This is a genomic window from Mesorhizobium sp. M0074, assembly GCF_040322975.1.
In the GTDB taxonomy this organism is placed as follows: Bacteria; Pseudomonadota; Alphaproteobacteria; order Rhizobiales; family Rhizobiaceae; genus Mesorhizobium.
Genome location: NZ_JAMYUM010000007.1, coordinates 139,289 through 164,152, shown reverse-complemented (window position 1 = coordinate 164,152; position 24,864 = coordinate 139,289). Strand labels below are relative to the sequence as shown.

Here is a 24,864-nt window from a genome sequence, read left to right as displayed (position 1 = left end):
GGCATCTCCCCCTCAAGGGGGGAGATTGTCAGCTTCATCCCTGGCGCCCTTAGTGCGACATCGAAGATTGGCGAAAGTCTATGCGACATCCGATCTCCCCCCTTGAGGGGGAGATGTCCGGCAGGACAGAGGGGGGTGGCTGGGCGCACGCCTCTCAGGCTCGGACTGTGGACGGATTCAAGGCCTCACCTGTCCCGACCCGCGCACGCGATATTTGAACGAGGTCAGTTGCTCGACGCCGACCGGCCCGCGTGCATGCATCTTGCCGGTGGCGATGCCGATCTCGGCGCCCATGCCGAACTCGCCGCCATCGGCAAACTGGGTCGAGGCGTTGTGCAGAAGAATCGCCGAATCGACCTCGTTGAAGAACCGGTCGACCGCTGTGGCGTCCTCGGCGATGATCGCCTCGGTGTGATGCGAGGAAAACGTCTCGATATGCTCGATGGCGCCGCCAATGCCGTCGACCAGCTTCACCGCAATGATGGCATCGAGATACTCGGTCACCCAGTCTGCATCGGTCGCGGGCTGGGCATCGGCATAAAGCCTCAGCGCCTCGGCATCGGCATGGATCTCGCAGCCCGCCGCCCGCAGGGCCTCGAGGATCGGCACCAGGTGCGTGCCGGCGGCGGCACGGTCGACCAGCAGCGTCTCGGCAGCACCGCACACCCCGGTGCGCCGCATCTTGGCATTGACCGCGATCTTGACCGCCATGTCGAGATCGGCCGATCGGTCGATATAGAGATGGCAGATGCCCTCGAGATGCGCGAAGACCGGCACCCGTGCCTCGTTCTGCACACGCTCGACCAGGCTGCGGCCGCCGCGCGGAATGATGACCTCGAGATTGCCGGAAAGTCCTTTCAGCATTTCGCCGACGGCGGCGCGATCGGTGGTCGGCACCAATTGTATGGCATCCTCCGGCAGCCCGGCTGGCTTCAGCCCCTCGACCAGGCAGGCATGGATAGCGGCGGAAGAATTCGCCGAATCCGAGCCGCCGCGCAGGATCACCGGATTGCCCGCCTTGAGGCAGAGCGCGCCGGCATCGGCGGTCACGTTAGGCCGGCTCTCATAGATGACGCCGACGACGCCGAGCGGCGTGCGCACCCGTTCGATATGCAACCCGTTCGGCCGGTCCCATGCGGCAATGACATCGCCGACCGGATCGCGTAACCCGGCGATCTCGCTGATACCGTCTGCCATGGCGCGGATGCGGGCGGGATCGAGCTTCAGCCGATCCATCGACGCTGCCGATAGGCCAGCCTCCCTGCCATTTCTGATGTCGATGGCATTGGCGTCGAGGATGTCCTGCTCATGCCGAAGGATCGCCTGAGCCATGCCGATCAGCGCCGCGTGCTTGCGCTCGGCCGCAGCTATGGCCAGCGGGCGGGCCGCGGCACGCGCGCGGCGGCCGATATCGGCCATCAGCGCCACGGTATCATCCCGGGATTTTTCATGCAGCGTCAGCATGGCTCATCCTCCGCTATGTAACCTGGTCACCGACTACTTGCTCACCACCGGCATGGCTCACCACAAGGTCGTCGCGGTGGATCATCGCCGAACGCGCCTCGTAGCCGAGCACGGTTTCGATCTCTGTCGTCCTCAGCCCAGCGATCCTTACGGCATCGGCGGCATCATAGGCAACCAGCCCGCGCGCGATCTCGCGGCCCTCGGGCGACAGGATCGCCACCGTGTCGCCACGCGCAAAATTGCCGCTGACCAGTTTGACGCCGGCCGGCAGCAGCGACTTGCCGGAGAGCAGCGCGCCGATGGCGCCGGCATCGACGGTCAGCCGGCCGGCCGGTTCGAGCTGCCCGGCGATCCAGGTCTTGTAGCCCTTGACCGGATTGGCGCTCGGCCGGAAGAAGGTGGCACGCTCGCCGCGCTCGATTGCCAGCAGCGGCGACAGCCGCGTGCCCGATGTGATGATCATGGCGGTGCCGGCGGCGGTCGCGATCTTGCCGGCGTCGAGCTTGGTGCGCATGCCGCCGCGCGACAATTCCGAAGCAGCGGCACCCGCCATCGCTTCGATGTCGGGGGTGATGCGGTCGACGACCTGAATGAACCGGGCTTGCGGGTCACGCGCCGGCGGTGCCGTGTAGAGCCCGTCAACGTCGGAGAGCAGCACCAAAAGGTCGGCGCCCATCATGGTGGCGACACGCGCCGCCAGCCGGTCGTTGTCGCCATAGCGGATTTCGGAGGTGGCCACCGTATCGTTCTCGTTGATGACCGGCACCGCCTTCATCTTGAGCAGTGTCGAAATCGTCGCCCGCGCGTTGAGATAGCGGCGGCGCTCTTCGGTGTCGCCGAGCGTCAGCAGGATCTGGCCCGATTTCAAGCCATTCTTGCCGAGCGCATCCGACCAGGCGCCGGCCAGCGCGATTTGCCCGACGGCGGCCGCCGCCTGACTCTCCTCGAGCTTCAGCGCCCGCTTGCCGAGGCCGAGAATGGTGCGGCCAAGTGCAATCGCGCCCGAAGACACGACGAGAATTTCGGCGCCGCCATTGGCCAGCACGGCGATGTCGTCGGCAAGCGAGGCCAGCCAGTCGCGCTTCAGGCCCGTCGTGCGGTCGACAAGCAGCGCCGAGCCGATCTTGACGGCAATGCGCCGATAATTTTTCAGCGATTGCGCGGCCATGGCTATGTGTTCCAGCGCGTCTCGACCGGCGCAGCGGCAGCCTCGCGTGCATCGGCCACCACAGCGATCAGCGCGCGCAACACCGCCTCGACGCCTTCGCCGGTGACCGCCGAAAGCAGCATCGGCGCGCGGCCGGCGGCACGTTTCAGCGAGGCGGTCTTTTTCTTGCGTGCGTCGGCATCGAGTATGTCGACCTGGGAAAGCGCGACGATTTCGACCTTGTCGGTCAGCCCATTGCCGTAGGCTTCGAGCTCGGCACGCACGGTCTTGTAGGCATTGGCCGGATTTTCTTCCTGCGCCGAGACAAGATGCAGAAGGACACGCGTGCGCTCGACATGGCCAAGGAAGCGGTCGCCGATGCCGACACCTTCATGCGCGCCTTCGATCAGGCCCGGAATATCGGCAATGACGAATTCGCGACCGTCGATGCGGGCCACGCCAAGGCCCGGATGCAGCGTGGTGAAGGGATAGTCGGCGATCTTCGGCTTGGCCGCGGTGACCGCCGCCAGGAAGGTCGACTTGCCGGCGTTGGGCAGCCCGACAAGGCCGGCATCGGCGATCAGCTTCAGCCTGAGCCAGATGTTGAGCTCTTCGCCCGGCAGTCCGGGATTGGCGCGGCGCGGCGCCTGGTTGGTCGAGGTCTTGAAGTGCTGGTTGCCGAAACCGCCATTGCCGCCCTTGGCCAACAGAAAGCGCTGGCCGACGACCGTCAGATCGCAGATCAGCGTCTCATTGTCCTCGGCAAAGACCTGTGTTCCAGCCGGCACTTTCAGCGTTACGTCGGCACCCTTGGCGCCGGTCATGTTGCGGCCCATGCCGTGCGTCCCGGTCTTGGCCTTGAAATGCTGCTGGTAACGATAGTCGATCAGCGTGTTCAGCCCATCGACCGCCTCGACCCATACATCGCCGCCGCGACCGCCGTCGCCGCCGTCCGGGCCGCCGAACTCGATGAACTTTTCGCGCCGGAACGACACCGAACCGGCGCCGCCGTCGCCGGAGCGGATGTAGACCTTGGCTTGATCGAGAAATTTCATCGGATTGTATGGTTTCTGCTATTGGCTTTGCGGGATTGCTCTAAACCAAGGCGGGTCGAAGGGCGAGGGCCGTTTTTGCTACTGTAACGTCGCGCGTAGCTCTGGACGCGTACCATTTGGTTGACCCTTGCCGAAAATCGATCTTCGGCTTTCCAAGCGCGAGATGTCGGAATGAAGCTGGTAACTTACAATATCCACTACGGCGTCGGTCTCGACGGCCGGTACGATGTCGGCCGTATCGCCGATGCCGTGCGCGGCGCCGACGTGATCGCGCTGCAGGAGGTCACCCGCGCCAACCCGAAGAATGGCGGCCGCGACATGGTGGCCGACCTCGGCAAGGCGCTGCCCGACTATTTTGCCGTCTACGGCAGCAATTTCGAAGCCGACGCCGGCTCGCGCCTGGAGAACGGCCGCGCCATCACGACCACCTTCCAGCTCGGCAACATGGTGCTGTCGAGGACGCCGATCCATCTGTCGCGCAATCTCCTTTTGCCGCGCAGCCGCAGTGTCGAGGCGATGAACTTCCAGCGCGGCGCGCTGGAGGCGCTGATCGAAACGCCGCTTGGTCCGATCCGCTTCTATTCCACCCATCTCGACCATCGCAGCCCGGTTGAACGGCTGAGCCAGATCCGCTTTCTGCGCCAGCGTCTGTTGAAATACTCGCTCGAGGGCGGCGGGCTCTCCGGCGTCGCCGAGATCGGCTTGCCGGAGCTGCCTTGTCCCGAAGCCTTCGTCGTCATGGGCGACTTCAACATGCTGGCCGGATCGCCGGAACATGTCGAACTCGCCGGCCAGGCTGACCATGAATTCGGCATGCCGGTGACCGCCGACCTCGCCGTCGATGCCGCCACGCGCCTCGGCGCCGCCGGCGCCGATCTCGTCACCTGGGTCGACCCCAAGCGGCCGGGCGATACCAGCCGCTACAAGCGCATCGACTACATCTTCACCAGCGCCTCGCTTGCCAAATCGCTGAGGCGCCTGTGGGTCGACCGGCAAGCGGCCGGTTCGGATCACTTGCCGGTCTGGCTCGAGATGACGTGAGCCGCATCCATCAAAAATGCACCCAGTTCCGCAGGCTGGTCCAGGTCTTGCGATCGAGGCGGTAGCGCTCGACCGGCACCTGGCCTGCAACGATCGAGTTCAGCATGCCCTGGCCGGCATACTGGAAGCCGCATTTGTGGATGACCCGGCGCGAGGCCGGATTGATAACCCGCGTCGAGGCGTGCAGCACCTGGATCGTGGTTCTCTGGAAGGCAAGGTCGACCAGTGCGTGCGCTGCTTCCGTCGCGTAGCCGCGTTTCCAGTACGGCTCGCCGATCCAGTAGCCGAGCTCCAGCCCACGATCCGTAGTGTTGAGCCCGGCACAGCCGACGAAGGTCTCGGTGCCGGCCAGCGTCAACGCATAGGCGATTCCGGCCCGGCGCGATGCCGTCATGGCCAGGAAAGCGCGTGCCTCCGCCTCGCCATAGGGATGCGGCATGCGAGCCAGCATTTCCGCGACGTGGCGGTTGTCGGCGAGCGCCACCAATTGCTCGATGTCGCTCTCACCCGGGGGCCGCATGACCAGCCGCTCGGTCGCGAGCACCGGGCAATCTATCGTGTAACTTTCGTCGTCTGTCGCTTCCGCTTCGGCAACCATATCAAAGTCCTCCAGGCACAAGAAAAAGGGGAGATGGAAACCCATCTCCCCTGATCCATTTCCTGGCTTGGCCAGACACCGGTCCCGAGATGGGTGCCGGTGTTCTCGTGCGGAACCGGCTACTCCGCTGCCTTCGTCATCGGGTTCACCGATACGTAGGTTCGGCCATTGGCTTTTTTGTTGAAGGTGACTGCGCCAGCTTCGAGCGCAAACAGCGTGTGGTCCGTGCCAATGCCGACATTGGTGCCGGGATGCCACGTCGTGCCACGCTGACGAATGATGATGTTGCCCGGAATCACGGCTTCGCCACCGAACTTCTTCACGCCGAGCCGCTTGGAATGGGAGTCGCGACCATTGCGCGACGATCCGCCAGCTTTCTTGTGTGCCATCTAACTACTCCGATGCGCCGCGAGGCGCCTAAACGATCTTATGAACGCGTTCGCGTTCCGTTTCAAGTCCGATCCGGCGCCGATTGCGCCGGTTCGTTCTACTTCTTCGCCAATTCCTTGGCCTGCTCGCGCCAGTCCTTGATCTGGTCGGCGCTGAACGGCATGTGCTCGTCGATCTTGGCGACGTCCTTGTCGGACAGCTTGGCGATCTGGGCAAAGGTGGTGATGCCCTGTTCGTTGAGCTGGCCGGCGGCGACCGGGCCGATGCCCTTGATCACGGTCAGGTCGTCCGGCTCGCCCTTCGGCGCCTTGAACAACGGCGCGGCGGCTTCGGCAGCCTTGTCCTCGGTCGTCTCGGCCTTGGCTTCCTTCTTCGGCGCAGCCTCTGCCTTCGCTGCTGCCTTCGGCGCGGCTTCAGCCTTCGCCTCGGTCTTGGCTGCAACTTCGGCCTTCGCTTCGGTCTTGGCGGCGGCCTTCTTCGCCGGCTTGGCGCCACCCAGCAGGATCTCGGCAATCCTGACGGTGGTCAAAAGCTGGCGATGGCCGATCTTGCGGCGCGAATTCTGCCGACGGCGCTTCTTGAAGGCGATGACGGTACGGTTCTTGCCCTGCTCGACGACTTCGGCGGTGACCATCGCACCATCGACGAACGGCGCGCCGAACGTGACGTTCTCGCCTTCGCCATGCGCGAGCACGCTACCGATCTCGACGATGTCGCCGACATTGGCTTCGAGTTTTTCGATCTTCAGGAGATCGTTGGCGGCAACGCGATACTGCTTGCCGCCCGTTTTGATGACTGCGAACATTTTTTGCCTTTCGCTGTTCGGTCGGCCTTGATGAACCGCCTCAGGCGGTTCGGCCGTCTTTTTGTCAGTCTGCGGGTTCAAAAAACAAGCGGCGCGGAAGATCCCTCCACGCCGATTGCGCGCTGTCCCTAACCGAAGGTTCGGCTTGAGTCAAGGCAAGCGCCGCGGGCAAGCTGCAAACGGGTTGAGCCCAGTCCTTGCAAATATCGAGCAGCGGCTACCGGAGCCTCGAAGGAAGCACGGACAGAAGCTGCGGCGCCGGGGCAGATTGGCCCTTGTAACCTGCCTGTCCAGCCGTTATCTAGTGCGCCGCGCCGGCAACGGCGGACCATGACCGCGGAGAGGTGGCAGAGTGGTCGAATGCACCGCACTCGAAATGCGGCATGGGTGCAAGCCCATCGGGGGTTCGAATCCCTCCCTCTCCGCCACTTCGGAATGGTCCATTCCGGACCCATAGGTAACAGCATCTCTCATCGCGCCGGTAATGGCTTAAGATCGCGGGCCTATGCAGCCTTCCGCCGCAATTGGCTCACGCTCAGCCACACCGCCGAAACCAGGAAGTAGAGGGCGCCTACTGCGGCATAGCCGGCCACGTTGGAGATCGATGGCGGCATCGGCATCCGCGCCTGCGCGATGAAAAACGTGCCTGCCAGTGCTGATTGCCCTCCGCTCAGGACCATCGCCCACTGCGCACCAGAGCTCTTCCAACGGCGGACAGCGGTGCCGAGTTGAAGCAGGCCGGACAGGATCGCCCATAGGCCGAACACGCCGAGCACCCAATTCATGCTCATCTTCAGCGCAAAAACGACCGCGAGCGTTGTCGCCACACTGACCACGACGTTGATGGTCTGGGTGCGATTCTGTCCCAATCCTCCGCTGCGCGATGCGTCGACAAAATTGGCGAGAGCATCCCATGCAGGATAAGCCACGAGCAAAACCGCCACGACCACCCCGGAATTCTGTCCCACCGTAAAGGCAGCCGCCACCCACACAGCCGAGAACGCCGTCCGAGCGAAGTAATAAAGCTTGAGCCATTGTTCCTGGGAAAGATCGCCACTGTGAACCGTCATTGGATTGTCCTTTCGACTAGTAGGTAGGGACTCTCGACGAACGTCGCAGAGTGATTGCTAGTATAGTTAGTTGAGATCTAGGCCCGTATCCGGGGGGAAGCGCGGAGGCGCTCCAGGAGCGGGCCTGTCACGACGCCGAATATCTTCGGATCGCCATAGGCCCGTGCTGAAAGCATCGCGCCGTGAACGGTCGCCATGAACGCTTCAGCCTCGGCACGAGGGGTACTCATCAGTCGAAACTGGCCGTGCCGCGCACCGCGCTCCATCACCGATGTCAGCCAAGCCGACAGCGAGCGGAAATGCGCCCGGACCTCAAGGCTAACTTCCTCGGGCAGCACGGGGAGCTCGCTTGCCAACAGCGCGCAGATACAAAACGGGGCGCTGGCGTTCGCGATGCAGGCTTCCCAATACCCGGCATAGATCCGCAACTGTTCGAGCGGATCGGATTCGTGAAGTTCGACATTTGCCATCCCAGCTTCAGTTTCTTCGCGGTACCGCGCAACCAGCGTCCGAACCAGATCGACCTTGCTTGGGAAATGGTGATGGATGCTCGCCTTACGGATCCCGACCACATCAGCGATGTCGGCATAACTGAAACCGTTGTAGCCGCCAGCGACGATCAGTGAACGTGCGCAAGCCAGGATGTCATCAGAGGTGGTAGACAAGTTGCTCATACTTTTACCTACCTTCTGGTAGGATGGCAGTCAAGTCTTATTGCAACGCGAGTAGCGTGAAATTGCGTGGCTATGGCGTAGACGTCATTCGATCTTAATTGATCTCGGCCCGCCATCCATTCAGACAGCTCCGGTGTTTGTCGATCGAGGTAGCCATCCCACTTCGAGGACGAGGCAACACCCTCCGGCCGACCGGACCACCGCCAATCGCCGTGCGGCACTAGGCGTTTGCACCGACTGCGCTATCTCACCATCGTTAGCTTGTTCTATCGCTGGTTGAAGACTGGGAGGTTTCCATGGATCGGCGACTATTTTTGACAGGAATGTTTGGCATTGCCGGGGCCGCGGCCCTTGCAAGCACGGTTCGGCCAATCAACGCAGTGGCCGGCGTTCCAACTGCCAGAAGCGGCATTCTCGATGAACTCGAGGCGCCGGATGTCGAGACCTTCGACGACGATGAAACTCAAGCAGAGTTGCAACCAGTCTATCATCGCCGGTGGCACCGGCCGCGCCGGCGCCGCCGGCGCGCTTGGAGAAGGGTCTGTCGCGTTTACTGGCGAAACGGCTATCGGCGCAGGCGGTGCTTCCGCAGGCGCGTCTGGGTCTGGTTTCGATTCTAGCAACTGGCCGGCTTGAACCCTGGCCATCGCGGCCGGGGTTTTCGCCCCAGGCGGCCGTTAGCGCCCTTAGGGAGCTTTCCTAAGGGCGCGGAGGAAGCTGACGGTGTTTGCAGGGTTCAGAGCCACCAGCCTACGACTGGACGATACGACGATTTTCGCAAGGGTCGGAGGCACCGGTCCGCCGCTGCTGCTTCTTCACGGTTTTCCAGAAACGCATCTGATGTGGAGGGATATCGCCGCAGCCTTGGCGCTCCGCTTCACGGTGGTCGCCGCCGACCTTCGAGGCTATGGGCAAAGCGGATGTCCGATTTCCTCTGCCGATCATAGCCCATACGCCAAACGCGCCATGGCCGGCGACATGGTTCAGGCCATGAAGCAGCTGGGGTTTGAGCGGTTCATGGTTGCCGGGCATGATCGCGGCGGGCGGGTTACCTATCGCCTGGCGCTCGACCATCCCGACAAAGTGCTCAAAATCGCCGTCCTCGACATCATCCCCACCGCCGCAACGTGGGATCGGGCGGATGCCAGACTGGCGCTCGGCTTCTGGCCCTGGAGCCTTCTTGCGCAGCCGGAGCCCCTGCCGGAGCGTCTGATCGGCGCGGCTCCCGATGCTGTCGTCGACGATGCAATTACGCACTGGGGATCGTCGGCGAAAATGGTCTCCAAAGAGGTCAGGAACGCCTATGTTGATGCGCTTCGCGATCCCGCGCATATTCATGCCATCTGCGAAGAGTATCGCGCCGCTGCGACGATCGATCGTGAACATGACGCGCTGGACCGCGCAAACGGTCGTCGCATCGACTGTCCGCTACTGGCGCTATGGAGTGGCGAAGGCGCCCTGGAGAACTGGTATGCGCAAGAAGGCGGGCCGCTGGCCATCTGGAGGAAATGGGCCGACAGAGTGGCAGGATGCGCTGTCCAAGGCGGGCACTTTTTCCCGGAAGAGCACCCCGACAAGACGGCAGCGGCTCTCTCGGAATTCTTTGAAGACAAACAGGTCGGTCAGCACAGAGTATTGTAGAGGTCACATGCTTCAGTTACGCGGAACCTCGCGAGTGCTTCGCGGCCCTAGATCGAGAACCCTCCGAAAATCCGCCCGTCCGGCATCAATGTGCTTGATAAGGGAATGAAGGCGATCTCCACGTCCACGCCTCTGATATGCAGCCTCATGTTTGTCGGAAGTTGCGCATCGCCTTTGCCGGCATCCTTTGATGCTGCGAAATACGACAAGATGAGTTGCGTCGAGCTCAACGTGGCGATCGGCGCTGTCGCCGACGAAATGTCGGCGACAGCCATCGCTCGTGGCAAAGTCGTCCACACCAACATTCCGGGCTGGCTGCTGGGAGGGCAGCGTGTCGCCTCGACCGTGGCTGCCCGCCAGAGTGCGAAGATCGAGCGCTTGCGGCAGCAGGAGGCTGCGATTGCCGCGGCGAGACGAAGCCGGTGCTAATCGTCTCTTAGCCGTTCGATAAAACGCCTCTTATGGATATGCCGATCGCGGATCGCCTGCAGCCTGCGAGCAAAATCGTGGGTCGTGCCACATTCCTCGGCGATTGCCTTGAGGTCGAGCAGAAGGCTGGCGGCCTCATCGTAGCCGGGAGGGTTGCGGCGTTCGATCTCGCTCTCCACCTCACGCCAGACGCTTTCGCCGCGTCGCGAGAGCGCATCGAGCCGAATACGGCGAGCGCGCGCCTCTTCCGCCGCCTGCCGTTTTCTTTCAGCCTCTCGTTGCTCCTCCTGCGCGCGCTCGCGGGCCTGACGGATCGCCTCGGCACGGGCTCGCAGTTCGCCGGCCGAGCGCGGAACAGTGGCCATGGGGCTTCCAACAGAGACTTTCAACATCGAGCGATTCCGGACGAACGCCCGAAGCTCGTTTTCAACATGCCGATCGCCGTCGACGAGACGAACGAGCAGCGTCGTCTTTTCATGATCGGACAAGGCGCCGACTGAACGCCGGACCATATCCGGCGACAATTCCGTTGTCGTGCCGGCGGGACGCTCGGCCGCCTCAGCGACGAGGTCGGCGTCGAGCTGAAAGAAGCGCGCGAAAGCGTCGAGCGCGGGCGTCATCGGGCCGATCCCCGGCAAAGGCTCCGCCTCGTCCGGCTTGACGGAACCGATCTCGGCCGCCTTCAGCCACAGCAGGTAGAAAAGCCTCAGATCGCCGCCGAGCACGTCGGCGCGCAGCGGCGCCAGTGCTTCGAGCCAGTGCGAGTCGTCGTCCCAATTATCCCAATCGTCCGCAGGTTCCAGTTCTTCGCACAGGATGTCGACGATCAGGTTCTCGCCGGACGTGCTGATCTCGAGGCAATCGACCGCATGCAGGAATCCCTCGAGACGCTGCCGGTCGATTAATCGCGCTGGAAACCGGATCATCAGCCGGTGGGTGCCCCAATTCGCCAAATAGAGATGAAGATCGAACCAACGCCGCATCAACGCGACCGGATCGCCTTTAAAGTCGCCCCACTCGTAGAAATTCGTGAAGCTCGTGGCCGTAATCCGCGCCCGCGTCGACACATCGCGCAAGTCCCGGCGATCCGCTTCGCTGAGTGGGCGGTCGACCGCCCGAAACTCGTAGTATTGATATTCGCTCATGGTTGCTTGGCTGCTGGCCGATCCTCGTCCCACAGGTCAGTTCAGGATAGAGCTGTGTCGAGATCGAACTCGCCCCGTCTGGCACTTTCTGCACAGGAATTTGCCGTCTGTGCGGATGAACTGTTGAAAGGCAGCCGGCCTGTCGTAGATTTGGCAAGCGCGAACGGCAGCGAGGATGCCATGAAGAAGGAAGAACTGGACTCCGTCCTTGGACGGGGCAAGCCCGGCTTCGATCTCGGTCCGATAGAAGATCAACTACATGCCGTGGCAAACGAGCAGCAATTGCCGGATGTCGCAATCATTCACTGCATAGCGAGGATTGAAGAATCGGCTCCCGCGCTGCGTGCCGTCGTCACAAGAGCGGCCGAAGGAGAGGCTCTGTCGCGGGATGATCAGATGCTGCTCTTGCGAGGCATCTACATTCTGGGCGGCGCTCGCGACACTAGAACGTTCGGGCCCTTGTTGCGCCTGCTGCGCCGGCCGGGACGCGACCTCGATGACCTGCTCGGCGACGTGGTGACCGAGAGCATGGCGCGTATCGTCGCCGGCGTATTTGATGGCGACGCCGACGCTTTGTTCAGCTTGATCAGCGACCGCTCCGTCGATGAATTCGTCCGCGATGCAGTTTTGGGCGCAGCGACCTTCCTGACCTGGGAAGGCCGCATCGAGCGTGACCGAATGCGAGATTTTCTCGAGCGATTCCACACCGAGAGGCTGGCCGATGACGACGATTTCGCCTGGATCGCCTGGCTGGGGGCGATCGCCCTGCTTGGCTTGCGCGATCTGGCGTCACTTGTTCACAGCGCATGGAACGACGGCCGCATCCCCGAAGGGGTAATCGATCGCCGCGATTTCGAAGACGATCTCCTGGCCGCCGAGCAAAGCCCAAACGACATCGATCGATTCGAGCGCGCCGCTCTCGGCTATATCGACGACGTGCTTGAAGCGTTGGAATGGACCAGCCACCTTGAGTATTTTGGCGAGGAAGATTGGCAATCGCCCTTGCCGGAACAAACTTGGCTCGACGAGTTGTCGAGATTGACAGCGCCGGTCACAAATCCTTGGCGCCATGTCGGACGCAATGATCCGTGTCCCTGTGGAAGCGGCAAGAAAGCAAAGAAATGCTGCCTGGCAAACTAACCTGTTGCAGTGTCGCGCAATTGCGAGTTTGATTTTTGGCTACCCTCACGCCGATCCAGCGGATTGATGCGTAGCGATCGCGCCGAGGAATATCTCGCCGAAATCCTTGAGCTTGGCGGCGCCGACGCCGTTGACCGCGGCGAAGGCGTCCAGATCACGCGGGCAGCGTTCGGCCATATCGATCAGTGTACGATCCGAAAAGATCACGAAGGCCGGCACCTGGCGTTCCCGGGCAAGACGCAGCCGTACAGCCTTGAGCGCGGCCAGCAGCGCCGAATCCAGACCTTCCGTGCCTGCTGCGGTATCCTCAGGACGTATCTTGCCTCGCGATGACTGGCGCGCGTCCAAGCGATACCGGAATGAAGCCTCGCCCCGAGCCAGCGCACGGCCCTTCTCGGCAATGGCGACGCCGCCATGGCCGGCTGAGTCCAATGTCAGGAACCCTCCCGCGACGAGTTGGCGGAGCAGCGACAGCAAGAAACTCTTTTTATGCGCCACACCGGTGCCGAAGCTGGCAAGCCTGTGGTGGTTCCTGTCCAGGACCTTCTCGGTCTCATGGCCGAGCAGGACATCGACGACATGGGCGACGCCGAAGCGCTCGCCGGTCTGTGCGATCGCCGCCAGGATGATCCGCGCCTCCGCCTCGCCATCCGCATGCGGCGCCTGGTCGAGGCAGTTGTCGCAATTGCCGCAAGGCGAAGCACTTTCGCCGAAATAGCCAAGCAGGATCTGACGGCGGCACTGCGTCGTCTCGCAATAACCGATCAGCGTATCGAGTCGGCCATGCGCGCGCCTTTTGTGCTCAGCCGGCGCGTCCTCGTCTTCGATGAAAAGCCGGCGCATGCGGATATCGCCGAGACCGAAGAGCATATGTGCCTCGGCCGCCCGCCCGTCGCGGCCCGCCCGCCCGATTTCCTGATAATAGGCCTCCAAGCTGCCCGGCAGGTCTGTGTGGAAGACATAGGCGACATCCGGCTTGTCGATCCCCATGCCGAAGGCGATGGTCGCCACCATCACCACGCCGGACAAGGTCATGAAAGCGTTTTGATTCGCTTCACGCGTGTCCTTGCTCATGCCGGCGTGATAGGCGAGCGCGCGTACGCCGTTCCGCTCGAGGAACGCCGCCATCTCTTCGGTCTTTTTGCGTGACAGGCAATAGACGATCCCGCTGCGGCCCGCATGGCGCTGCACGAAGTTTAGCAATTGGCGCTTGCTATCCTGCTTGGGCTCAATGCTTAGCTTGATGTTCGGCCGGTCGAAGCCGAGCACCACGGTATCGACGCGCCCGTCGAACAGTTGCGCGGCAATGTCGGTGCGCGTCGCCTCGTCCGCCGTCGCCGTCAACGCAATGATCGGCACTTTCGGGAAGATATCACGTAGTCTCGACAATTCTTCGTATTCGCGCCGGAACGCCGGTCCCCATTGGGAGATGCAATGTGCCTCGTCGATGGCGATCAGCCGGACATCGAGCTTGGTCAACGCCTCGAGCATTCGCACGGTCATGAGCCGCTCCGGTGCAAGATAGAGCAGGCGCGTCTGGCCTGCCGCGACACGGCGCCATGCAGCGACATTGGCATCGCGGTCGAGCGAGGAATTGATTGTATCGGCCGCCACGCCGGCAAGGCGCAATGCGGCGACCTGATCCTGCATCAGGGCCACCAGCGGCGAAACGACAATGGTGAGCCCGCCCAGCACCAGCGCCGGGACCTGGTAGCAGAGCGATTTGCCGGCGCCGGTCGGCATGACAGCCAGCACATGATGCCCGGCCAGCAGCGCCTCCATCACGGCCGCCTGGCCGAGACGAAAATCATCGAAGCCGAATACATCCTTCAGGACGCGCCGCTTGGAATCCTCTGCCGGGATGCTCGCTGCTACCTGCATTACAGAACTTTCGGGGATACGACCTGCCGAAATTCCCCGGCGAATCGCCAGGTGATTGCCTGGACAGCAGATTCGAACATTTATCGACCCCTCTGGTCCTGTCCGCGGCACCGCCTGAGGCGAACTTCTCTCTCATTGGCCGATATCAGACCGTCGTTCCAGCCCCTATTCGCCTTGGCTGTGAATATCGCACCGCCTCGGAGCGGTTAATCCTATCTTCACCATCATTCGGCAGGTTCAGGTTCTGCGGTGATGTTTTGAGTACCGCGGCGCCACAAGCGCCCAGGCAACACGCCCGCGTCTCTCCGGAGGCGCGGGTTTTTTCGTTCTGAGAACCGGCTGCCTGATCTTCGGGTCCGCAGCTCAGTCGAGGAAATCGGCGCGGTGCGGCGTAAAGCTGTCGACCAGTCGTCCCGCCTCCAGCGCCTTGACGCCATGGATAAGGTTGGACGGGACGATGAAGCTGCTTCCGGTCTCCAGGATTTCGGTCCTGCCGTCGATGGTGACTTCGAAGCGGCCTTCGGCGACATAGCTCGCCTGGACGTGCGGATGCGAGTGTAGCGCGCCGACGCCACCCTTGTCGAAACCGAATTCGACCATCATCAGCTCATCCGTGTGCAGGAGCACGCGCCTGCGGTTGCCATCCGGCGTCGGCGTCCACGCAGCCTCGCCGGCATGCGAGAAGATTTTGGTTCCGGTCATCACCAAACTCTCATCTTTTTTGTTGCTCATCGCGCCAGCCAGCCGCCGTCCACCGGCATCACCGCGCCATGCATATAGTTCGACGCCGGCGCCAGCAGGAAGACGGCTGCGTCGCCGATGTCTTCCGGCGCGCCCCAGCGCCCGGCCGGAATGCGCGCCAGGATTGAAGCGCTGCGGTCGGGATCGGTGCGCAGCGCCTCGGTGTTGTTGGTCTCGATATAGCCTGGCGCAATGCCATTGACGTTGATGCCCTTTGCCGCCCATTCGCATGCAAGCAGCCGGGTGATACCGAGCACGCCATGTTTGGAGGCGGTGTAGGAGGCGACGCGAATGCCGCCCTGAAAGCTCAGCACCGAAGCGATGTTGACGATCTTGCCACGCCGCCCCGGGTCGGCAAGCACGCGCCTGGCAAAACTCTGGCTGAGGAAGAACACCGTCTTCAGATTGACGCCGATGACGTCATCCCAGTCGGCTTCGGTGAGGTCGACCGCATCGGCACGCCGGATGATGCCCGCATTGTTGACCAGGCCGTCGAGCGGCCCGGTGCCGTCCCAGACGCGGTCAAGCATCGCCTGGGCGGCGGCATCGTCGCCAAGGTCGCAGCGGACCGCCTCGAAGCGCCCGCCGGCCGCTTCAATCCTCTCCGCCGTCTCGTCCATCGCCGACCGGCCGACGCCGACCACCGCGCCACCGGCGCGCGCGATCGACACGGCGATGCCCTGGCCGATGCCGGTATTGGCGCCGGTGACGAGGATGCGCTTGCCGGCAAGGCTGAAGGCCGAGAGATCGCTCACTTGAGCTCCTCCATCGCCACCAGGTCGACATCGGTATAGTCGACATTGTCGCCGGCCATCGCCCAGATGAAGGCGTAGTTCGAGGTGCCGGCGCCCGAATGGATCGACCATCCCGGCGACAGCACCGCCTCCTCGTTGCGCATGACGAGATGGCGCGTTTCGTCCGGTTCGCCCATGAAATGAAACACCCGCGCCGCCTCCGGCAGGTCGAAATAGAGATAGGCCTCCATGCGCCGGTCATGCACATGGCATGGCATGGTGTTCCAGACCGAACCGGAGGCAAGCTGCGTCATGCCGACGACAAGCTGACAGGTCTTTACCCCATCGGCATGGATGAACTGGAAGATCGAGCGCTCGTTGGAGGTTGCCTGGCTGCCGAGATCGAGCCGCTTGGCATCGCCGATGCGGATCAGCCGGTTGGGATGGCTCTGATGCGCCGGCGCGCTGAGCAGGTAGAACTTAGCCGGCGCTGCCGGATTGGTCGCAGCGAACGACACCTCATCCGTGCCCATGCCGAGATAGAGCATGTCGCGTGCCTGCAGCTCGTAGGATTGGCCGCCGGCTTTGACGACGCCTGCACCGGCGATGTTGACGATGATCATCTCACGGCGGTCAAGAAAATTCTTGGTCCCGGTCGGCTTGATCGCCTGCAGCGGCAGCGGTGTACCGGCGGGCATGGCGCCGCCGACGATCATGCGGTCGTAATGGGTGTAGGTCAGGCCGATGCGGCCGGGCTGGAACAAGTCCTCGATCAGGAAATTGTGTCGCAGCTCGTCCGTTCCCATGGCTGCGGCAGAAACAGGATCGATGGCGAAGCGGGAGGTGAAATCCGTATGATTGTCAGTGTGATTCATTGCTGTCCCATGGGGCTGCCTCAATTGCTTATTCCGTTGCCGCGGCCTTGACCGAGTCGGCATAAAAAACCTGGCGCGCGTGCAGGCGCTCGCGATAGCGCTGCTGGCTGGCACCGAGATGCCCGCGCATCGCCTCCCGCGCCGCCTCGGCATCACCTGCCGAGATGGCGTTGAGGATCATCAGGTGTTCGCGCTGCAGGCCGCGCTGGTAGGCGTCGGACTGCGCGAACTCGGTCGACCAGGGCGAGGTCACATCGCAAGGAATAGCGCGCCGGCCGAGCACGTCGAGCATCTCGACATAGAACGGATTGTTGGTGGCGCTGGCGATTGCGCGGTGGAAGGCAAGGTCGGCCGGTCCAGTCGGCTCGCTGTTGAGGAGCAGCCGTTCGAACTCGAAGAAGGCTTCCTGGATTGCCGCTTCCTGCGCGGCGTTGCGCCGGATGGCGGCGAGCCCGGCGGATTCGATCTCGATCGCCAACCTGACTTCGAGCACGTTGAGGGCAATCGAATCCTTGCTGCCCATCTCCGCTGCCAGAGCACCGAACGCTGTCGAGATATGTTCGGTCACGAAAACGCCGGCGCCTTGGCGCGGCTCGACCAGGCCGTCCGCGGCAAGCTTGGCCAGCGCCTCGCGTATCACGGTGCGGCTGACCCCGAAGGTTTCCGTCAGCTGGCCCTCGGTCGGCAGCTTTTGCCCAGGCTGGATCTCGCCCGCCTGCAGCTGCTTGCGGATCGCCGCGACGACGGTTTCCGAAAGCTTCGGTCTTCGTTCGACGCGGAGCCCGACGGCCGTGTCCGATGCCATGTCGCACCCCCTATTTGAAGACGCTCGGCAGCCATAGCGAAATGGCCGGAATGTAAGTGACGAGCGCCAGCACCACGAGGCCTGCGCCATAGAATGGCCAGATCGAGCGCATCGATTCCCAGACGGATATCTTGCCCACTGCGCATGCCACGAACTGCACTGCGCCCACCGGCGGCGTGTTCAGCCCGATGCCGAAATTGAGGATCATGATGACGCCGAAATGCACCGGATCGACGCCGTAGGCCTGCGCCACGGGCAGGAAGATAGGCGTGCAAATGATGATCGTCGGCCCCATGTCCATGAACGTGCCGAGGAACAGCATCAAGAGGTTGAGCAGGAGAAGCACAACCAGCGGATCGTCCGAGATCGCGTTCATGGAGGCTATCAACGCTGCCGGCACTTTCAGGAAGGCCATCAGCCACGAGAACGCCGCCGCCATGCCGATGATGAGCAGCACCATAGCCGTGGTGCGCACGGCGCCATGGGTGGCATGAACGAACCCTTCCCAGGTCATCTGCCGGTAAACGAAGACGGTCACGAGCAGCGCATAGATGACGGCAATACAGGAACTCTCGGTGGCGGTGAAGACGCCCGATCGCACGCCGCCGAAGATGATCGCGATCAGCAGCAGGCCGGGCACGGCGACGGCGAAAAGATGCGCGACCGCGGTGAAGCCCGGAAACGCCTCGGTCGGATAGCCGCGGGAGCGCGCCACGATATAGGCGGTGACCATCAGCGACAGGGCCAGTAGCAGGCCCGGGATGATACCGGCTGTGAACAGATCGGCGATGGAGATCTTTCCGCCTGCCGAGATCGAGTAGATGATCATGTTGTGCGACGGCGGCAGCAGCAGCGCGATCAGTGCCGCCATCGACGTGACGTTGACGGCGTAGTCCGCTCCATATCCACGCGCCTTCATCTGCGGGATCATCAGGCCGCCTACCGCCGCTGCCTCCGCAACCGCTGAGCCGGAAATGCCGCCGAACAGTGTAGCGGTTGCAATGTTGACCTGGCCGAGGCCGCCGCGCAAATGGCCGACGAGCGAGCCGGCGAAGGCAACGATCTTGCTGGCGATGCCGCCGCGCACCATCAAGTCGCCGGCGTAGATGAAAAACGGAATGGCCAGCAGCGAAAAGACGCTCATGCCGGAATTCAGGCGCTGGAACACGATGAGCGGCGGCAGGCCCATATAGAGGACGGTGGCGAGGCTTGCGACGCCCAGGCAGAAAGCGATCGGCGTGCCGATAAGCATCAGCAGGGTGAAGACGCCGAAGAGAATCCACAGTTCCATGGCGTCAGACCTTCACGTTGGCGGTGTCGAGTTCGGCCGCGACTTCGGCCGGCGGCAGTTCATCGAGGGCATCGTCGATCGGCGCGCCGGAGAGGCGAAGCACGATGCGCTCCAGCGTGAAGAGCACGATGAGCGCGCCTCCCGCGACAAGAGGGACATAGTCCCAGCCCCCCGATATGCCGAGCGACGGCAAGACGGAGCCCCAGGTCAATGCGACCAGCTGGCTGCCGTACCAGATCATGCCGATGCCGAAGGCGAGCGCGACGAGGTCCGAAATCATCCGCAGCCAGCGCTTGCCGCCTTTCGGCAGCACGTAGAGCAGGACGTCGAAGCCGAGGTGATAGTTTTCGCGCACGCCGACGGCAGCGCCGAGGAAAATGAACCAGCTCATCAGCATCACCGAGCCCGGCTCGGTCCAGCTCGGCGAACGGTTCAGAACATAGCGGCCGAACACCTGCCAGGCGACGAAGGCGGTCATCAGCACCAGCCCGATGCCGGCGATCGACAGCGCCGCCGTGCTGACGCGCGACATCACTTGCGCGACGCCGGACAGGAGCGGTGTTGGTCTTGGGCTGGAAGTCACCGGTTTTCTCCCCAGGAGGATGGCGGCACGGAATGTCCGCGCCGCCGCTTGATCACTGCACGGCCTTGATGGCTTCGACCATGGCCTTCAGCTTGTCGTCCTTGACGTGCTTCTCGTAGACCGGCCCCATCGCGTCGATGAAGGGCTGCTTGTCCGGCGTCGTGATCTGCGAACCGGCCGCCTCGACCTTGGCGCGCGATTCCTTGACCTTGGCGGTCCACAGCTCGCGCTGCTTGGCGACGCTTTCCTTGGCGGCCGCCTTGAAGATCGCCTGGTCTTCCGGCGTCAGCTTGTCCCAGCTCGACTTCGCCATGACGAAGGCTTCCGGCACCATCGTGTGCTCGTCGAGCGAATAGTACTTGGCGACTTCCGCGTGCTTGGCGGTGTCGTAGCTCGGAAAATTGTTCTCCGCGCCGTCGATCACCCCGGTCTCGATCGCCGAATACACTTCGCCATACGGCATCGGCGTCGCGTTGGCGCCGAGTGCCGCCACCATGTCGACGAAGATGTCGGACTGGATGACGCGGAACTTCATCCCGGCCATGTCGGCTACGGTGTTGATCGGCTTCTTCGAATTATAGAAGGAGCGCGAGCCGCCGTCGTAAAAGGCGAGCAGCACCAGCCCGACGTGGTCGAACGCCGCCGCGATCTGGTCGCCGATCGCCCCGTCCATGACCTTGTGCATATGCTCTTCCGAACGGAAGATGTAGGGCAGCGAGGGCACGGTGGTCTCCGGGATGAGCCCGTTGAACGGCGCCATCGAGACGCGGTTGAGATCGATCACGCCGGTGCGCACCTGCTCGATCGTGTCCTTTTCCTCGCCGAGTTGCGCGGAAGGATAGATCTCGACCACATAGCGGCCGGCCGTGCGCTCCTTCACCAGCTCGCCGAAATATTTGACTGCCTCGACCGTCGGATAGCCGTCCGGGTGGGTGTCGGACGAGCGCAGGACCGTCTGGGCGCTTGCCGATCCGGCCAGCAGTGCGGCGGCAAGTAGCGTAGCTCCCGCCAATCTCGAAAAATGCAGCATTGGTTTCCTCCCGTTTGAACGATGGCGGCAAGCGCCGTTAGAGCCGGTACGCCTTTTTCGCGAGCGTATAGGCAAGTTCCTGCGCCAGCTCGTGCGCCTCGTCCTCGCCGAGCCGATGCTCGGCGACGAGACGCGCCAGAAAAGCGCAATCGACCCGGCGCGCCACATCATGGCGGGCCGGTATGGATGGAAAGGCGCGGGTATCGTCGTTGAAACCGACGGTGTTGTAGAAACCGGCCGTTTCGGTGGTCATCTCACGGAACCTGCGCATGCCTTCGGGGCTGTCGTGGAACCACCAGGCCGGCCCGAGCTTCAATGCCGGATAGACGCCGGCGAGCGGCGCCAGCTCGCGCGCATAGCTGGTCTCGTCGAGCGTGAAGAGGATGATGGTGAGGTCGCGCTCCAGCCCGACGCAGTCGAGCAGCGGCTTCAGCGCCGTCACATAGTCGGTTCGGGTCGGAATATCGAAGCCTTTGTCCCTGCCGAACTTGTGAAAGACAGCCGGCGAATGATTGCGCCAGGAGCCGGGATGGATCTGCAGGACCAGCCCGTCGTCGCGGCTCATCTTGGCCATCTCGGTCAGCATCTGGGCGCGGAACAGCTTTCGCTCGCGCTCGTCGTCCGAGCCCCGGCGGATGCGGTTGAACAGCTCCTGCGCGGCGGCATCCGAGAGATTGGCTGTTTCGGCCGTCGGATGGCCGTGATCGGAGGAAGTCGCGCCAAAGCTCTTGAAGAAGGCGCGCCGCTGGCGATGCGCATCGAGATAGCCGGCCCAATTGCCGGTGTTGCAGCCGGTGATCTCGCCAAGCCGGTCGAGATTGGCCGAGAACCCTTCGAAGTCAGGATCGACGATCGCATCCGGCCGATAGGCGGTGATGACGCGGCCCTCCCAGCCGCTGTCGCGGATCATCTGGTGCCATCTGAGATCGTCGAGCGCGCCTTCGGTCGTTGCGATGACTTCAATGTTGAAGCGCTCGAACAGCGCTCGCGGGCGAAAATTCTCCCACTGCAGCAAGGTCGAGATCATGTCGTAATGGCGGTCGGCGGTTGCGGCCGTCAACGGCTCGTCGATGCCGAACAGGTGGGCAAGCACGTGGTCGAACCACAGCCGGGTCGGCGTACCCCGGAACAGGTAATAATGCTCGGCAAAGCGCCGCCAGATCGTTCTGCCGTCGGTTTCCACCGGCGAGCCGTCAAGCGTCGGCACCCCAAGCTCTTCAAGCCGAACGCCCTGGCTGAACAGCATGCGGAAAATGTAGTGGTCCGGCACGATCAGCAACTGCGCCGGATCGGGAAACGCCTCGTTGAGCGCATACCAGCGCGGATCGGTGTGGCCGTGCGGGCTGACGATCGGGAGGTCCTTGACCGTGGCGTAGAGATCGCGGGCCAGCGAACGCGGGCGCCCCTCGGCGGCAAACAGCAAGTCCGGATCCGTCAATGCGGCCACGTAAATCCTCCCAATCCGGACATCGGTAGGGTTGGAAAGAAATAATGTCAACATACAAAAACTGGGTTGTTGTATGATGACTTTTCGTCGGCCATTGCCCATTGTGCGTGACGGCATCGGGTGTTACGCCGCCTGCCAGCAGTGACCCAACAATCTCGATCAGACACGTGGCGCAATGACCAATAGACGCCTTTCCAACAGCACGCTGAAGGCACTGCCGGCTTCGGTCGCGGTCCCGCGCTACGCCCGCGGCGGCGTCGCACCTGGCATCGTCCATCTCGGCGTCGGTGCCTTCCATCGCGCCCACCAGGCGGCCTATGTCGACGACTGCCTGGCGGCGGGCGAGGCGGACTGGGGCATTGTCGGCGTGTCCTTGCGCAGTCCTGACGCGCGCGACGCACTGGCGCCGCAGGATGGCCTCTACACGCTGGCGATCAGGAGCAGCATCGGCGAAGAGCTGCGCGTCGTCGGCTCGATCCTGTCGCTGCTGGTGGCGCCGGAAGATCCGGCTGCGGTGCTCGCCGCCCTGACCGATCAGCGCACCCGCATCGTCACGCTGACGATCACCGAAAAGGCCTATTTGAGGGCAGCCGGCGGCGGCCTCGACAATACCCACCCCGACATCGTCCATGATCTGGCCAACCCGCAAATGCCACGGACGGCGCATGGTTTCCTGACCGAGGCGCTGTCGCGCCGCCGTGCCGCCGGCATCCAGCCTTTCACCGTGCTCTGCTGCGACAACCTTCCGGCCAATGGCGCCACGCTGCACCGCCTGCTGGTCGAATTCGCCGCACTGCGCGATTCCAGGCTCGCCGCTTCAGGCGATGCCAGGCTCGCCACTTCAGGCGATGCCAGGCTCGCCGCACACATCGCCGACGGCGTCGCCTTCCCGTCGAGCATGGTCGACCGCATCGTGCCGGCGACCACCGATGTCGACCGGGCGCGTATCGCCGTCGAGCTCGGCGTTGAGGATGCTTGGCCGGTGATGACCGAGCCGTTCTGCCAATGGGTGGTCGAAGACGATTTCCCGGCTGGCAGGCCGGCCTGGGAAAAGTTCGGCGTCACCATGGTCGGCGACGTCGGGCCCTTCGAGGACATGAAGCTGCGGCTGCTCAACGGCTCGCATTCGGCAATCGCCTATCTCGGCCTGCTCAGCGGCTACGACACGGTCGACCGCGCCTTTGCCAATCCGGCGATCCGGCAATTCGTCGACGGACTATGGGCCGAGGCGATCCCGACGCTGCCGCAGGACGCCGGGCTCGATACGGCCGGCTACACGGCCCAGCTCGCCGAACGCTATTCGAACACGGCGCTCGCCCATCGCACGGCGCAGATCGCCAATGACGGCAGCCAGAAGCTGCCGCAGCGCATCGTCGCCTCGGCCCTCGATCGACTGGGCGCCGGTGACCCGCCCGCGCATCTCATGCTGGTGGTGGCGGCCTGGATCGCCGCTTGCGAGGCGCGCGGCAAAACCTTGCCGGAAGCCCATTTTACCGACCCGATCGACGCTCGGCTTACGGCGCTCGGCAGCCGGCCGGCTGATGAGACGGTGACAGCGATATTCGATCTCGCCGGCTTCGCCAAGGACCATTCCCACCGCATGACACTGATCGATCTGACGGCAGCCCATCTCGAGCGCCTGCGGCGGGGCGGCACTGCCGCAGCTTTGGCGGCGCTTGGCATAGGGAGTGAGAAGCCATGAGACAGACCTGGCGCTGGTTCGGGCCGGACGATCCGGTGACGCTTGCCCATGTCCGTCAGGCCGGCGCCGTCGGCATCGTCAGCGCGCTGCACCACCTCAACGACGGCCGCGCCTGGCCGGCAGACGAGATCGCCAGGCGCAAGGCCGAGATCGAGGCAGCAGGGCTGACCTGGGACGTGGTCGAGAGCATCGTCGTGCATGAGGACATCAAGACCCGCAGCGGCGACTGGCGCAGCCTGATCGACAATTACAAGGCCTCGATCCGCGCCGTCGCCGCCGCCGGTATCAACACCGTCTGCTATAATTTCATGGCGATCACCGACTGGACGCGGACGGACCTCGATTACCCGATGCCGCATGGCGGCACGGCGCTGCGCTTCGATGTCGTCGAGCTCTGCGCCTATGACGTCTTCATCCTTGAGCGAGAAGGGGCGGAGGCCGATCACCCACCGGCCCGCGTCGAGGCCGCGCGTGTGCGACTGCAAGGGATGAGCGACAGCGACAAGGCAAGGCTGGAGCGCAACCTGATCGGCTGGGTCCCGGCGCGCGAATTCATCTTCGATCGGGCAAGCTTCCGCCGCGCCCTCGACCTCTACAAGGACGTCTCCACCGAAGGCCTGCGCGAAAACCTGTTTGCCTTCCTGCGCGAGATCGTGCCGGTGGCCGAAGAGGCCGGCCTCAGAATGGCGATCCACCCCGACGATCCGCCTTTTTCGCTGTTCGGCCTGCCGCGAATCGTTTCCAAGGCAGCCGATGCCCGCGCGCTGCTCGACGCCGTCGCTTCGCCGGCAAACGGGCTGACACTGTGCACCGGCTCCTATGGCGCGGGCGCGCAGAACGATCTGCCGGCAATGGCAAAGGCCTTCGCCGAAAACATCCATTTCGCCCATCTGCGCAACGTCACCAAGGAGCCAGACGGCTCTTTCCACGAAGCCGAGCACCTCGACGGCGACACCGACATGGTGGCGGTCGTGTCGGCGCTGATTGGCGAAGAGCGGCGGCGCAAGGCAGCCGGCAGGGCGGACTGGCAGGTGCCGATGCGTCCCGACCATGGCCACGCCATCATCGACGACATCGGCAAGAAGGTGAACCCCGGCTATTCCTGCATCGGCCGCCTGAAGGGCCTCGCCGAACTGCGCGGCGTCATGCGCGCAGTAGAGGCACTGACAGTTTGAG

24 protein-coding genes and 1 tRNA gene are annotated in these 24,864 nt (G+C 63.4%); 7 read left to right on the top strand and 18 right to left on the bottom strand.

Annotation, left to right across the window (positions count from 1 at the left end; translation table 11 throughout):
* Window positions 1-177 precede the first annotated feature (177 nt).
* The 3 genes from NKJ73_RS12140 to obgE are packed head-to-tail and all read right to left on the bottom strand — an operon-like array spanning window position 178 to window position 3,666.
* A complete protein-coding gene (locus tag NKJ73_RS12140) occupies window positions 178-1,464 on the bottom strand; it encodes a glutamate-5-semialdehyde dehydrogenase (protein ID WP_352569550.1) in 1,287 nt (428 codons plus the stop codon).
* Between the two features lie 13 nt (window positions 1,465-1,477).
* Window positions 1,478-2,632 (bottom strand): glutamate 5-kinase, encoded by a 1,155-nt coding sequence (gene proB, locus NKJ73_RS12135; RefSeq protein ID WP_023678073.1) that lies wholly within the window; start codon window positions 2,630-2,632, stop codon window positions 1,478-1,480.
* A gap of 2 nt (window positions 2,633-2,634) precedes the next feature.
* Complete coding sequence (gene obgE / locus NKJ73_RS12130; protein ID WP_352569549.1) at window positions 2,635-3,666, bottom strand: GTPase ObgE; 1,032 nt, start codon at window positions 3,664-3,666, stop codon at window positions 2,635-2,637.
* A 171-nt stretch (window positions 3,667-3,837) separates the two neighbouring features.
* Between obgE and NKJ73_RS12125 the strand changes: the two genes are divergently transcribed.
* On the top strand, window positions 3,838-4,707 hold the full coding sequence (locus tag NKJ73_RS12125) for an endonuclease/exonuclease/phosphatase family protein (protein WP_352569548.1): 870 nt from the start codon (window positions 3,838-3,840) through the stop codon (window positions 4,705-4,707).
* A gap of 10 nt (window positions 4,708-4,717) precedes the next feature.
* On the opposite strand, the gene NKJ73_RS12120 is transcribed toward NKJ73_RS12125, so the two are convergent.
* From NKJ73_RS12120 to NKJ73_RS12110, 3 genes are all read right to left on the bottom strand, one after another.
* Window positions 4,718-5,305: a GNAT family N-acetyltransferase gene (locus NKJ73_RS12120; RefSeq protein WP_352569546.1), complete on the bottom strand. Its 588-nt coding sequence runs from the start codon at window positions 5,303-5,305 to the stop codon at window positions 4,718-4,720.
* A gap of 119 nt (window positions 5,306-5,424) precedes the next feature.
* Window positions 5,425-5,694 carry a 50S ribosomal protein L27 gene (rpmA, locus tag NKJ73_RS12115; RefSeq protein ID WP_023678077.1) on the bottom strand — a complete coding sequence of 90 codons (270 nt, stop codon included), beginning with the start codon at window positions 5,692-5,694 and terminating at the stop codon, window positions 5,425-5,427.
* A 98-nt stretch (window positions 5,695-5,792) separates the two neighbouring features.
* Complete coding sequence (locus NKJ73_RS12110) at window positions 5,793-6,500, bottom strand: 50S ribosomal protein L21 (RefSeq protein ID WP_352471261.1); 708 nt, start codon at window positions 6,498-6,500, stop codon at window positions 5,793-5,795.
* 338 nt (window positions 6,501-6,838) lie between these two features.
* On the opposite strand from NKJ73_RS12110, the gene NKJ73_RS12105 reads away from it, so the two are divergent.
* A tRNA-Ser gene (locus NKJ73_RS12105) sits at window positions 6,839-6,928 on the top strand.
* A gap of 75 nt (window positions 6,929-7,003) precedes the next feature.
* On the opposite strand, the gene NKJ73_RS12100 is transcribed toward NKJ73_RS12105, so the two are convergent.
* Complete coding sequence (locus NKJ73_RS12100) at window positions 7,004-7,570, bottom strand: DUF308 domain-containing protein (protein ID WP_352569545.1); 567 nt, start codon at window positions 7,568-7,570, stop codon at window positions 7,004-7,006.
* Between the two features lie 77 nt (window positions 7,571-7,647).
* Entirely contained in the window at window positions 7,648-8,244 is a 597-nt protein-coding gene (locus NKJ73_RS12095; RefSeq protein ID WP_352569544.1) for a TetR/AcrR family transcriptional regulator, read from the bottom strand.
* Window positions 8,245-8,967: 723 nt separating this feature from the next.
* On the opposite strand from NKJ73_RS12095, the gene NKJ73_RS12090 reads away from it, so the two are divergent.
* Both NKJ73_RS12090 and NKJ73_RS12085 read left to right on the top strand, forming a co-directional pair.
* On the top strand, window positions 8,968-9,885 hold the full coding sequence (locus tag NKJ73_RS12090; RefSeq protein WP_352569543.1) for an alpha/beta fold hydrolase: 918 nt from the start codon (window positions 8,968-8,970) through the stop codon (window positions 9,883-9,885).
* 210 nt (window positions 9,886-10,095) lie between these two features.
* Window positions 10,096-10,314 carry a hypothetical protein gene (locus tag NKJ73_RS12085; protein WP_352450887.1) on the top strand — a complete coding sequence of 73 codons (219 nt, stop codon included), beginning with the start codon at window positions 10,096-10,098 and terminating at the stop codon, window positions 10,312-10,314.
* Here the strand turns inward: NKJ73_RS12085 and NKJ73_RS12080 are convergent.
* Complete coding sequence (locus tag NKJ73_RS12080) at window positions 10,311-11,459, bottom strand: hypothetical protein (protein WP_352454999.1); 1,149 nt, start codon at window positions 11,457-11,459, stop codon at window positions 10,311-10,313. The two genes, NKJ73_RS12085 and NKJ73_RS12080, sit on opposite strands and share 4 nt — an antisense overlap.
* A gap of 54 nt (window positions 11,460-11,513) precedes the next feature.
* Between NKJ73_RS12080 and NKJ73_RS12075 the strand changes: the two genes are divergently transcribed.
* Complete coding sequence (locus NKJ73_RS12075; RefSeq protein ID WP_352569542.1) at window positions 11,514-12,599, top strand: DUF1186 domain-containing protein; 1,086 nt, start codon at window positions 11,514-11,516, stop codon at window positions 12,597-12,599.
* Between the two features lie 45 nt (window positions 12,600-12,644).
* On the opposite strand, the gene recQ is transcribed toward NKJ73_RS12075, so the two are convergent.
* The 9 genes from recQ to uxaC all read right to left on the bottom strand — a co-directional run bounded on the left by recQ (window position 12,645) and on the right by uxaC (window position 21,986).
* Window positions 12,645-14,480: a DNA helicase RecQ gene (recQ, locus tag NKJ73_RS12070; protein WP_352569540.1), complete on the bottom strand. Its 1,836-nt coding sequence runs from the start codon at window positions 14,478-14,480 to the stop codon at window positions 12,645-12,647.
* Window positions 14,481-14,843: 363 nt separating this feature from the next.
* Window positions 14,844-15,182, bottom strand: coding sequence for a cupin domain-containing protein (locus NKJ73_RS12065; RefSeq protein WP_352569538.1), 339 nt, complete (start codon window positions 15,180-15,182; stop codon window positions 14,844-14,846).
* A gap of 26 nt (window positions 15,183-15,208) precedes the next feature.
* Window positions 15,209-15,976 carry a 2-dehydro-3-deoxy-D-gluconate 5-dehydrogenase KduD gene (gene kduD / locus NKJ73_RS12060; protein ID WP_352569536.1) on the bottom strand — a complete coding sequence of 256 codons (768 nt, stop codon included), beginning with the start codon at window positions 15,974-15,976 and terminating at the stop codon, window positions 15,209-15,211.
* Window positions 15,973-16,830 (bottom strand): 5-dehydro-4-deoxy-D-glucuronate isomerase, encoded by an 858-nt coding sequence (kduI, locus tag NKJ73_RS12055; protein ID WP_023678087.1) that lies wholly within the window; start codon window positions 16,828-16,830, stop codon window positions 15,973-15,975. The genes kduD and kduI overlap by 4 nt, the downstream gene beginning before the upstream one ends.
* A gap of 28 nt (window positions 16,831-16,858) precedes the next feature.
* Entirely contained in the window at window positions 16,859-17,635 is a 777-nt protein-coding gene (locus NKJ73_RS12050) for a FadR/GntR family transcriptional regulator (RefSeq protein WP_023678088.1), read from the bottom strand.
* A gap of 10 nt (window positions 17,636-17,645) precedes the next feature.
* Entirely contained in the window at window positions 17,646-18,926 is a 1,281-nt protein-coding gene (locus NKJ73_RS12045; RefSeq protein ID WP_023678089.1) for a TRAP transporter large permease, read from the bottom strand.
* Window positions 18,927-18,930: 4 nt separating this feature from the next.
* The gene (locus tag NKJ73_RS12040) at window positions 18,931-19,458 is read right to left on the bottom strand and encodes a TRAP transporter small permease (RefSeq protein ID WP_023719697.1); all 528 of its coding nucleotides are present in this window, start codon (window positions 19,456-19,458) and stop codon (window positions 18,931-18,933) included.
* 103 nt (window positions 19,459-19,561) lie between these two features.
* A complete protein-coding gene (locus tag NKJ73_RS12035) occupies window positions 19,562-20,539 on the bottom strand; it encodes a TRAP transporter substrate-binding protein (protein ID WP_352569533.1) in 978 nt (325 codons plus the stop codon).
* A 37-nt stretch (window positions 20,540-20,576) separates the two neighbouring features.
* Window positions 20,577-21,986, bottom strand: coding sequence for a glucuronate isomerase (gene uxaC / locus NKJ73_RS12030; protein ID WP_352569531.1), 1,410 nt, complete (start codon window positions 21,984-21,986; stop codon window positions 20,577-20,579).
* 175 nt (window positions 21,987-22,161) lie between these two features.
* On the opposite strand from uxaC, the gene NKJ73_RS12025 reads away from it, so the two are divergent.
* Entirely contained in the window at window positions 22,162-23,688 is a 1,527-nt protein-coding gene (locus tag NKJ73_RS12025; protein WP_352569529.1) for a mannitol dehydrogenase family protein, read from the top strand.
* Window positions 23,685-24,863 carry a mannonate dehydratase gene (uxuA, locus tag NKJ73_RS12020; RefSeq protein WP_352569527.1) on the top strand — a complete coding sequence of 393 codons (1,179 nt, stop codon included), beginning with the start codon at window positions 23,685-23,687 and terminating at the stop codon, window positions 24,861-24,863. The genes NKJ73_RS12025 and uxuA overlap by 4 nt, the downstream gene beginning before the upstream one ends.
* Window position 24,864 lies beyond the last annotated feature (1 nt).

What these genes read in the sequence shown, in the direction of transcription:
- NKJ73_RS12140 (WP_352569550.1), bottom strand. Translation starts at nt 1,464, where the DNA reads ATGCTGACGCTGCATGAAAAATCCCGGGATGATACCGTGGCGCTGATG.
- proB (WP_023678073.1), bottom strand. Translation starts at nt 2,632, where the DNA reads ATGGCCGCGCAATCGCTGAAAAATTATCGGCGCATTGCCGTCAAGATC.
- obgE (WP_352569549.1), bottom strand. Translation starts at nt 3,666, where the DNA reads ATGAAATTTCTCGATCAAGCCAAGGTCTACATCCGCTCCGGCGACGGC.
- NKJ73_RS12125 (WP_352569548.1), top strand. Translation starts at nt 3,838, where the DNA reads ATGAAGCTGGTAACTTACAATATCCACTACGGCGTCGGTCTCGACGGC.
- NKJ73_RS12120 (WP_352569546.1), bottom strand. Translation starts at nt 5,305, where the DNA reads ATGGTTGCCGAAGCGGAAGCGACAGACGACGAAAGTTACACGATAGAT.
- rpmA (WP_023678077.1), bottom strand. Translation starts at nt 5,694, where the DNA reads ATGGCACACAAGAAAGCTGGCGGATCGTCGCGCAATGGTCGCGACTCC.
- NKJ73_RS12110 (WP_352471261.1), bottom strand. Translation starts at nt 6,500, where the DNA reads ATGTTCGCAGTCATCAAAACGGGCGGCAAGCAGTATCGCGTTGCCGCC.
- NKJ73_RS12100 (WP_352569545.1), bottom strand. Translation starts at nt 7,570, where the DNA reads ATGACGGTTCACAGTGGCGATCTTTCCCAGGAACAATGGCTCAAGCTT.
- NKJ73_RS12095 (WP_352569544.1), bottom strand. Translation starts at nt 8,244, where the DNA reads ATGAGCAACTTGTCTACCACCTCTGATGACATCCTGGCTTGCGCACGT.
- NKJ73_RS12085 (WP_352450887.1), top strand. Translation starts at nt 10,096, where the DNA reads ATGAGTTGCGTCGAGCTCAACGTGGCGATCGGCGCTGTCGCCGACGAA.
- NKJ73_RS12080 (WP_352454999.1), bottom strand. Translation starts at nt 11,459, where the DNA reads ATGAGCGAATATCAATACTACGAGTTTCGGGCGGTCGACCGCCCACTC.
- recQ (WP_352569540.1), bottom strand. Translation starts at nt 14,480, where the DNA reads ATGCAGGTAGCAGCGAGCATCCCGGCAGAGGATTCCAAGCGGCGCGTC.
- NKJ73_RS12065 (WP_352569538.1), bottom strand. Translation starts at nt 15,182, where the DNA reads ATGACCGGAACCAAAATCTTCTCGCATGCCGGCGAGGCTGCGTGGACG.
- kduI (WP_023678087.1), bottom strand. Translation starts at nt 16,830, where the DNA reads ATGAATCACACTGACAATCATACGGATTTCACCTCCCGCTTCGCCATC.
- NKJ73_RS12050 (WP_023678088.1), bottom strand. Translation starts at nt 17,635, where the DNA reads ATGGCATCGGACACGGCCGTCGGGCTCCGCGTCGAACGAAGACCGAAG.
- NKJ73_RS12045 (WP_023678089.1), bottom strand. Translation starts at nt 18,926, where the DNA reads ATGGAACTGTGGATTCTCTTCGGCGTCTTCACCCTGCTGATGCTTATC.
- NKJ73_RS12040 (WP_023719697.1), bottom strand. Translation starts at nt 19,458, where the DNA reads ATGTCGCGCGTCAGCACGGCGGCGCTGTCGATCGCCGGCATCGGGCTG.
- NKJ73_RS12035 (WP_352569533.1), bottom strand. Translation starts at nt 20,539, where the DNA reads ATGCTGCATTTTTCGAGATTGGCGGGAGCTACGCTACTTGCCGCCGCA.
- NKJ73_RS12025 (WP_352569529.1), top strand. Translation starts at nt 22,162, where the DNA reads ATGACCAATAGACGCCTTTCCAACAGCACGCTGAAGGCACTGCCGGCT.
- uxuA (WP_352569527.1), top strand. Translation starts at nt 23,685, where the DNA reads ATGAGACAGACCTGGCGCTGGTTCGGGCCGGACGATCCGGTGACGCTT.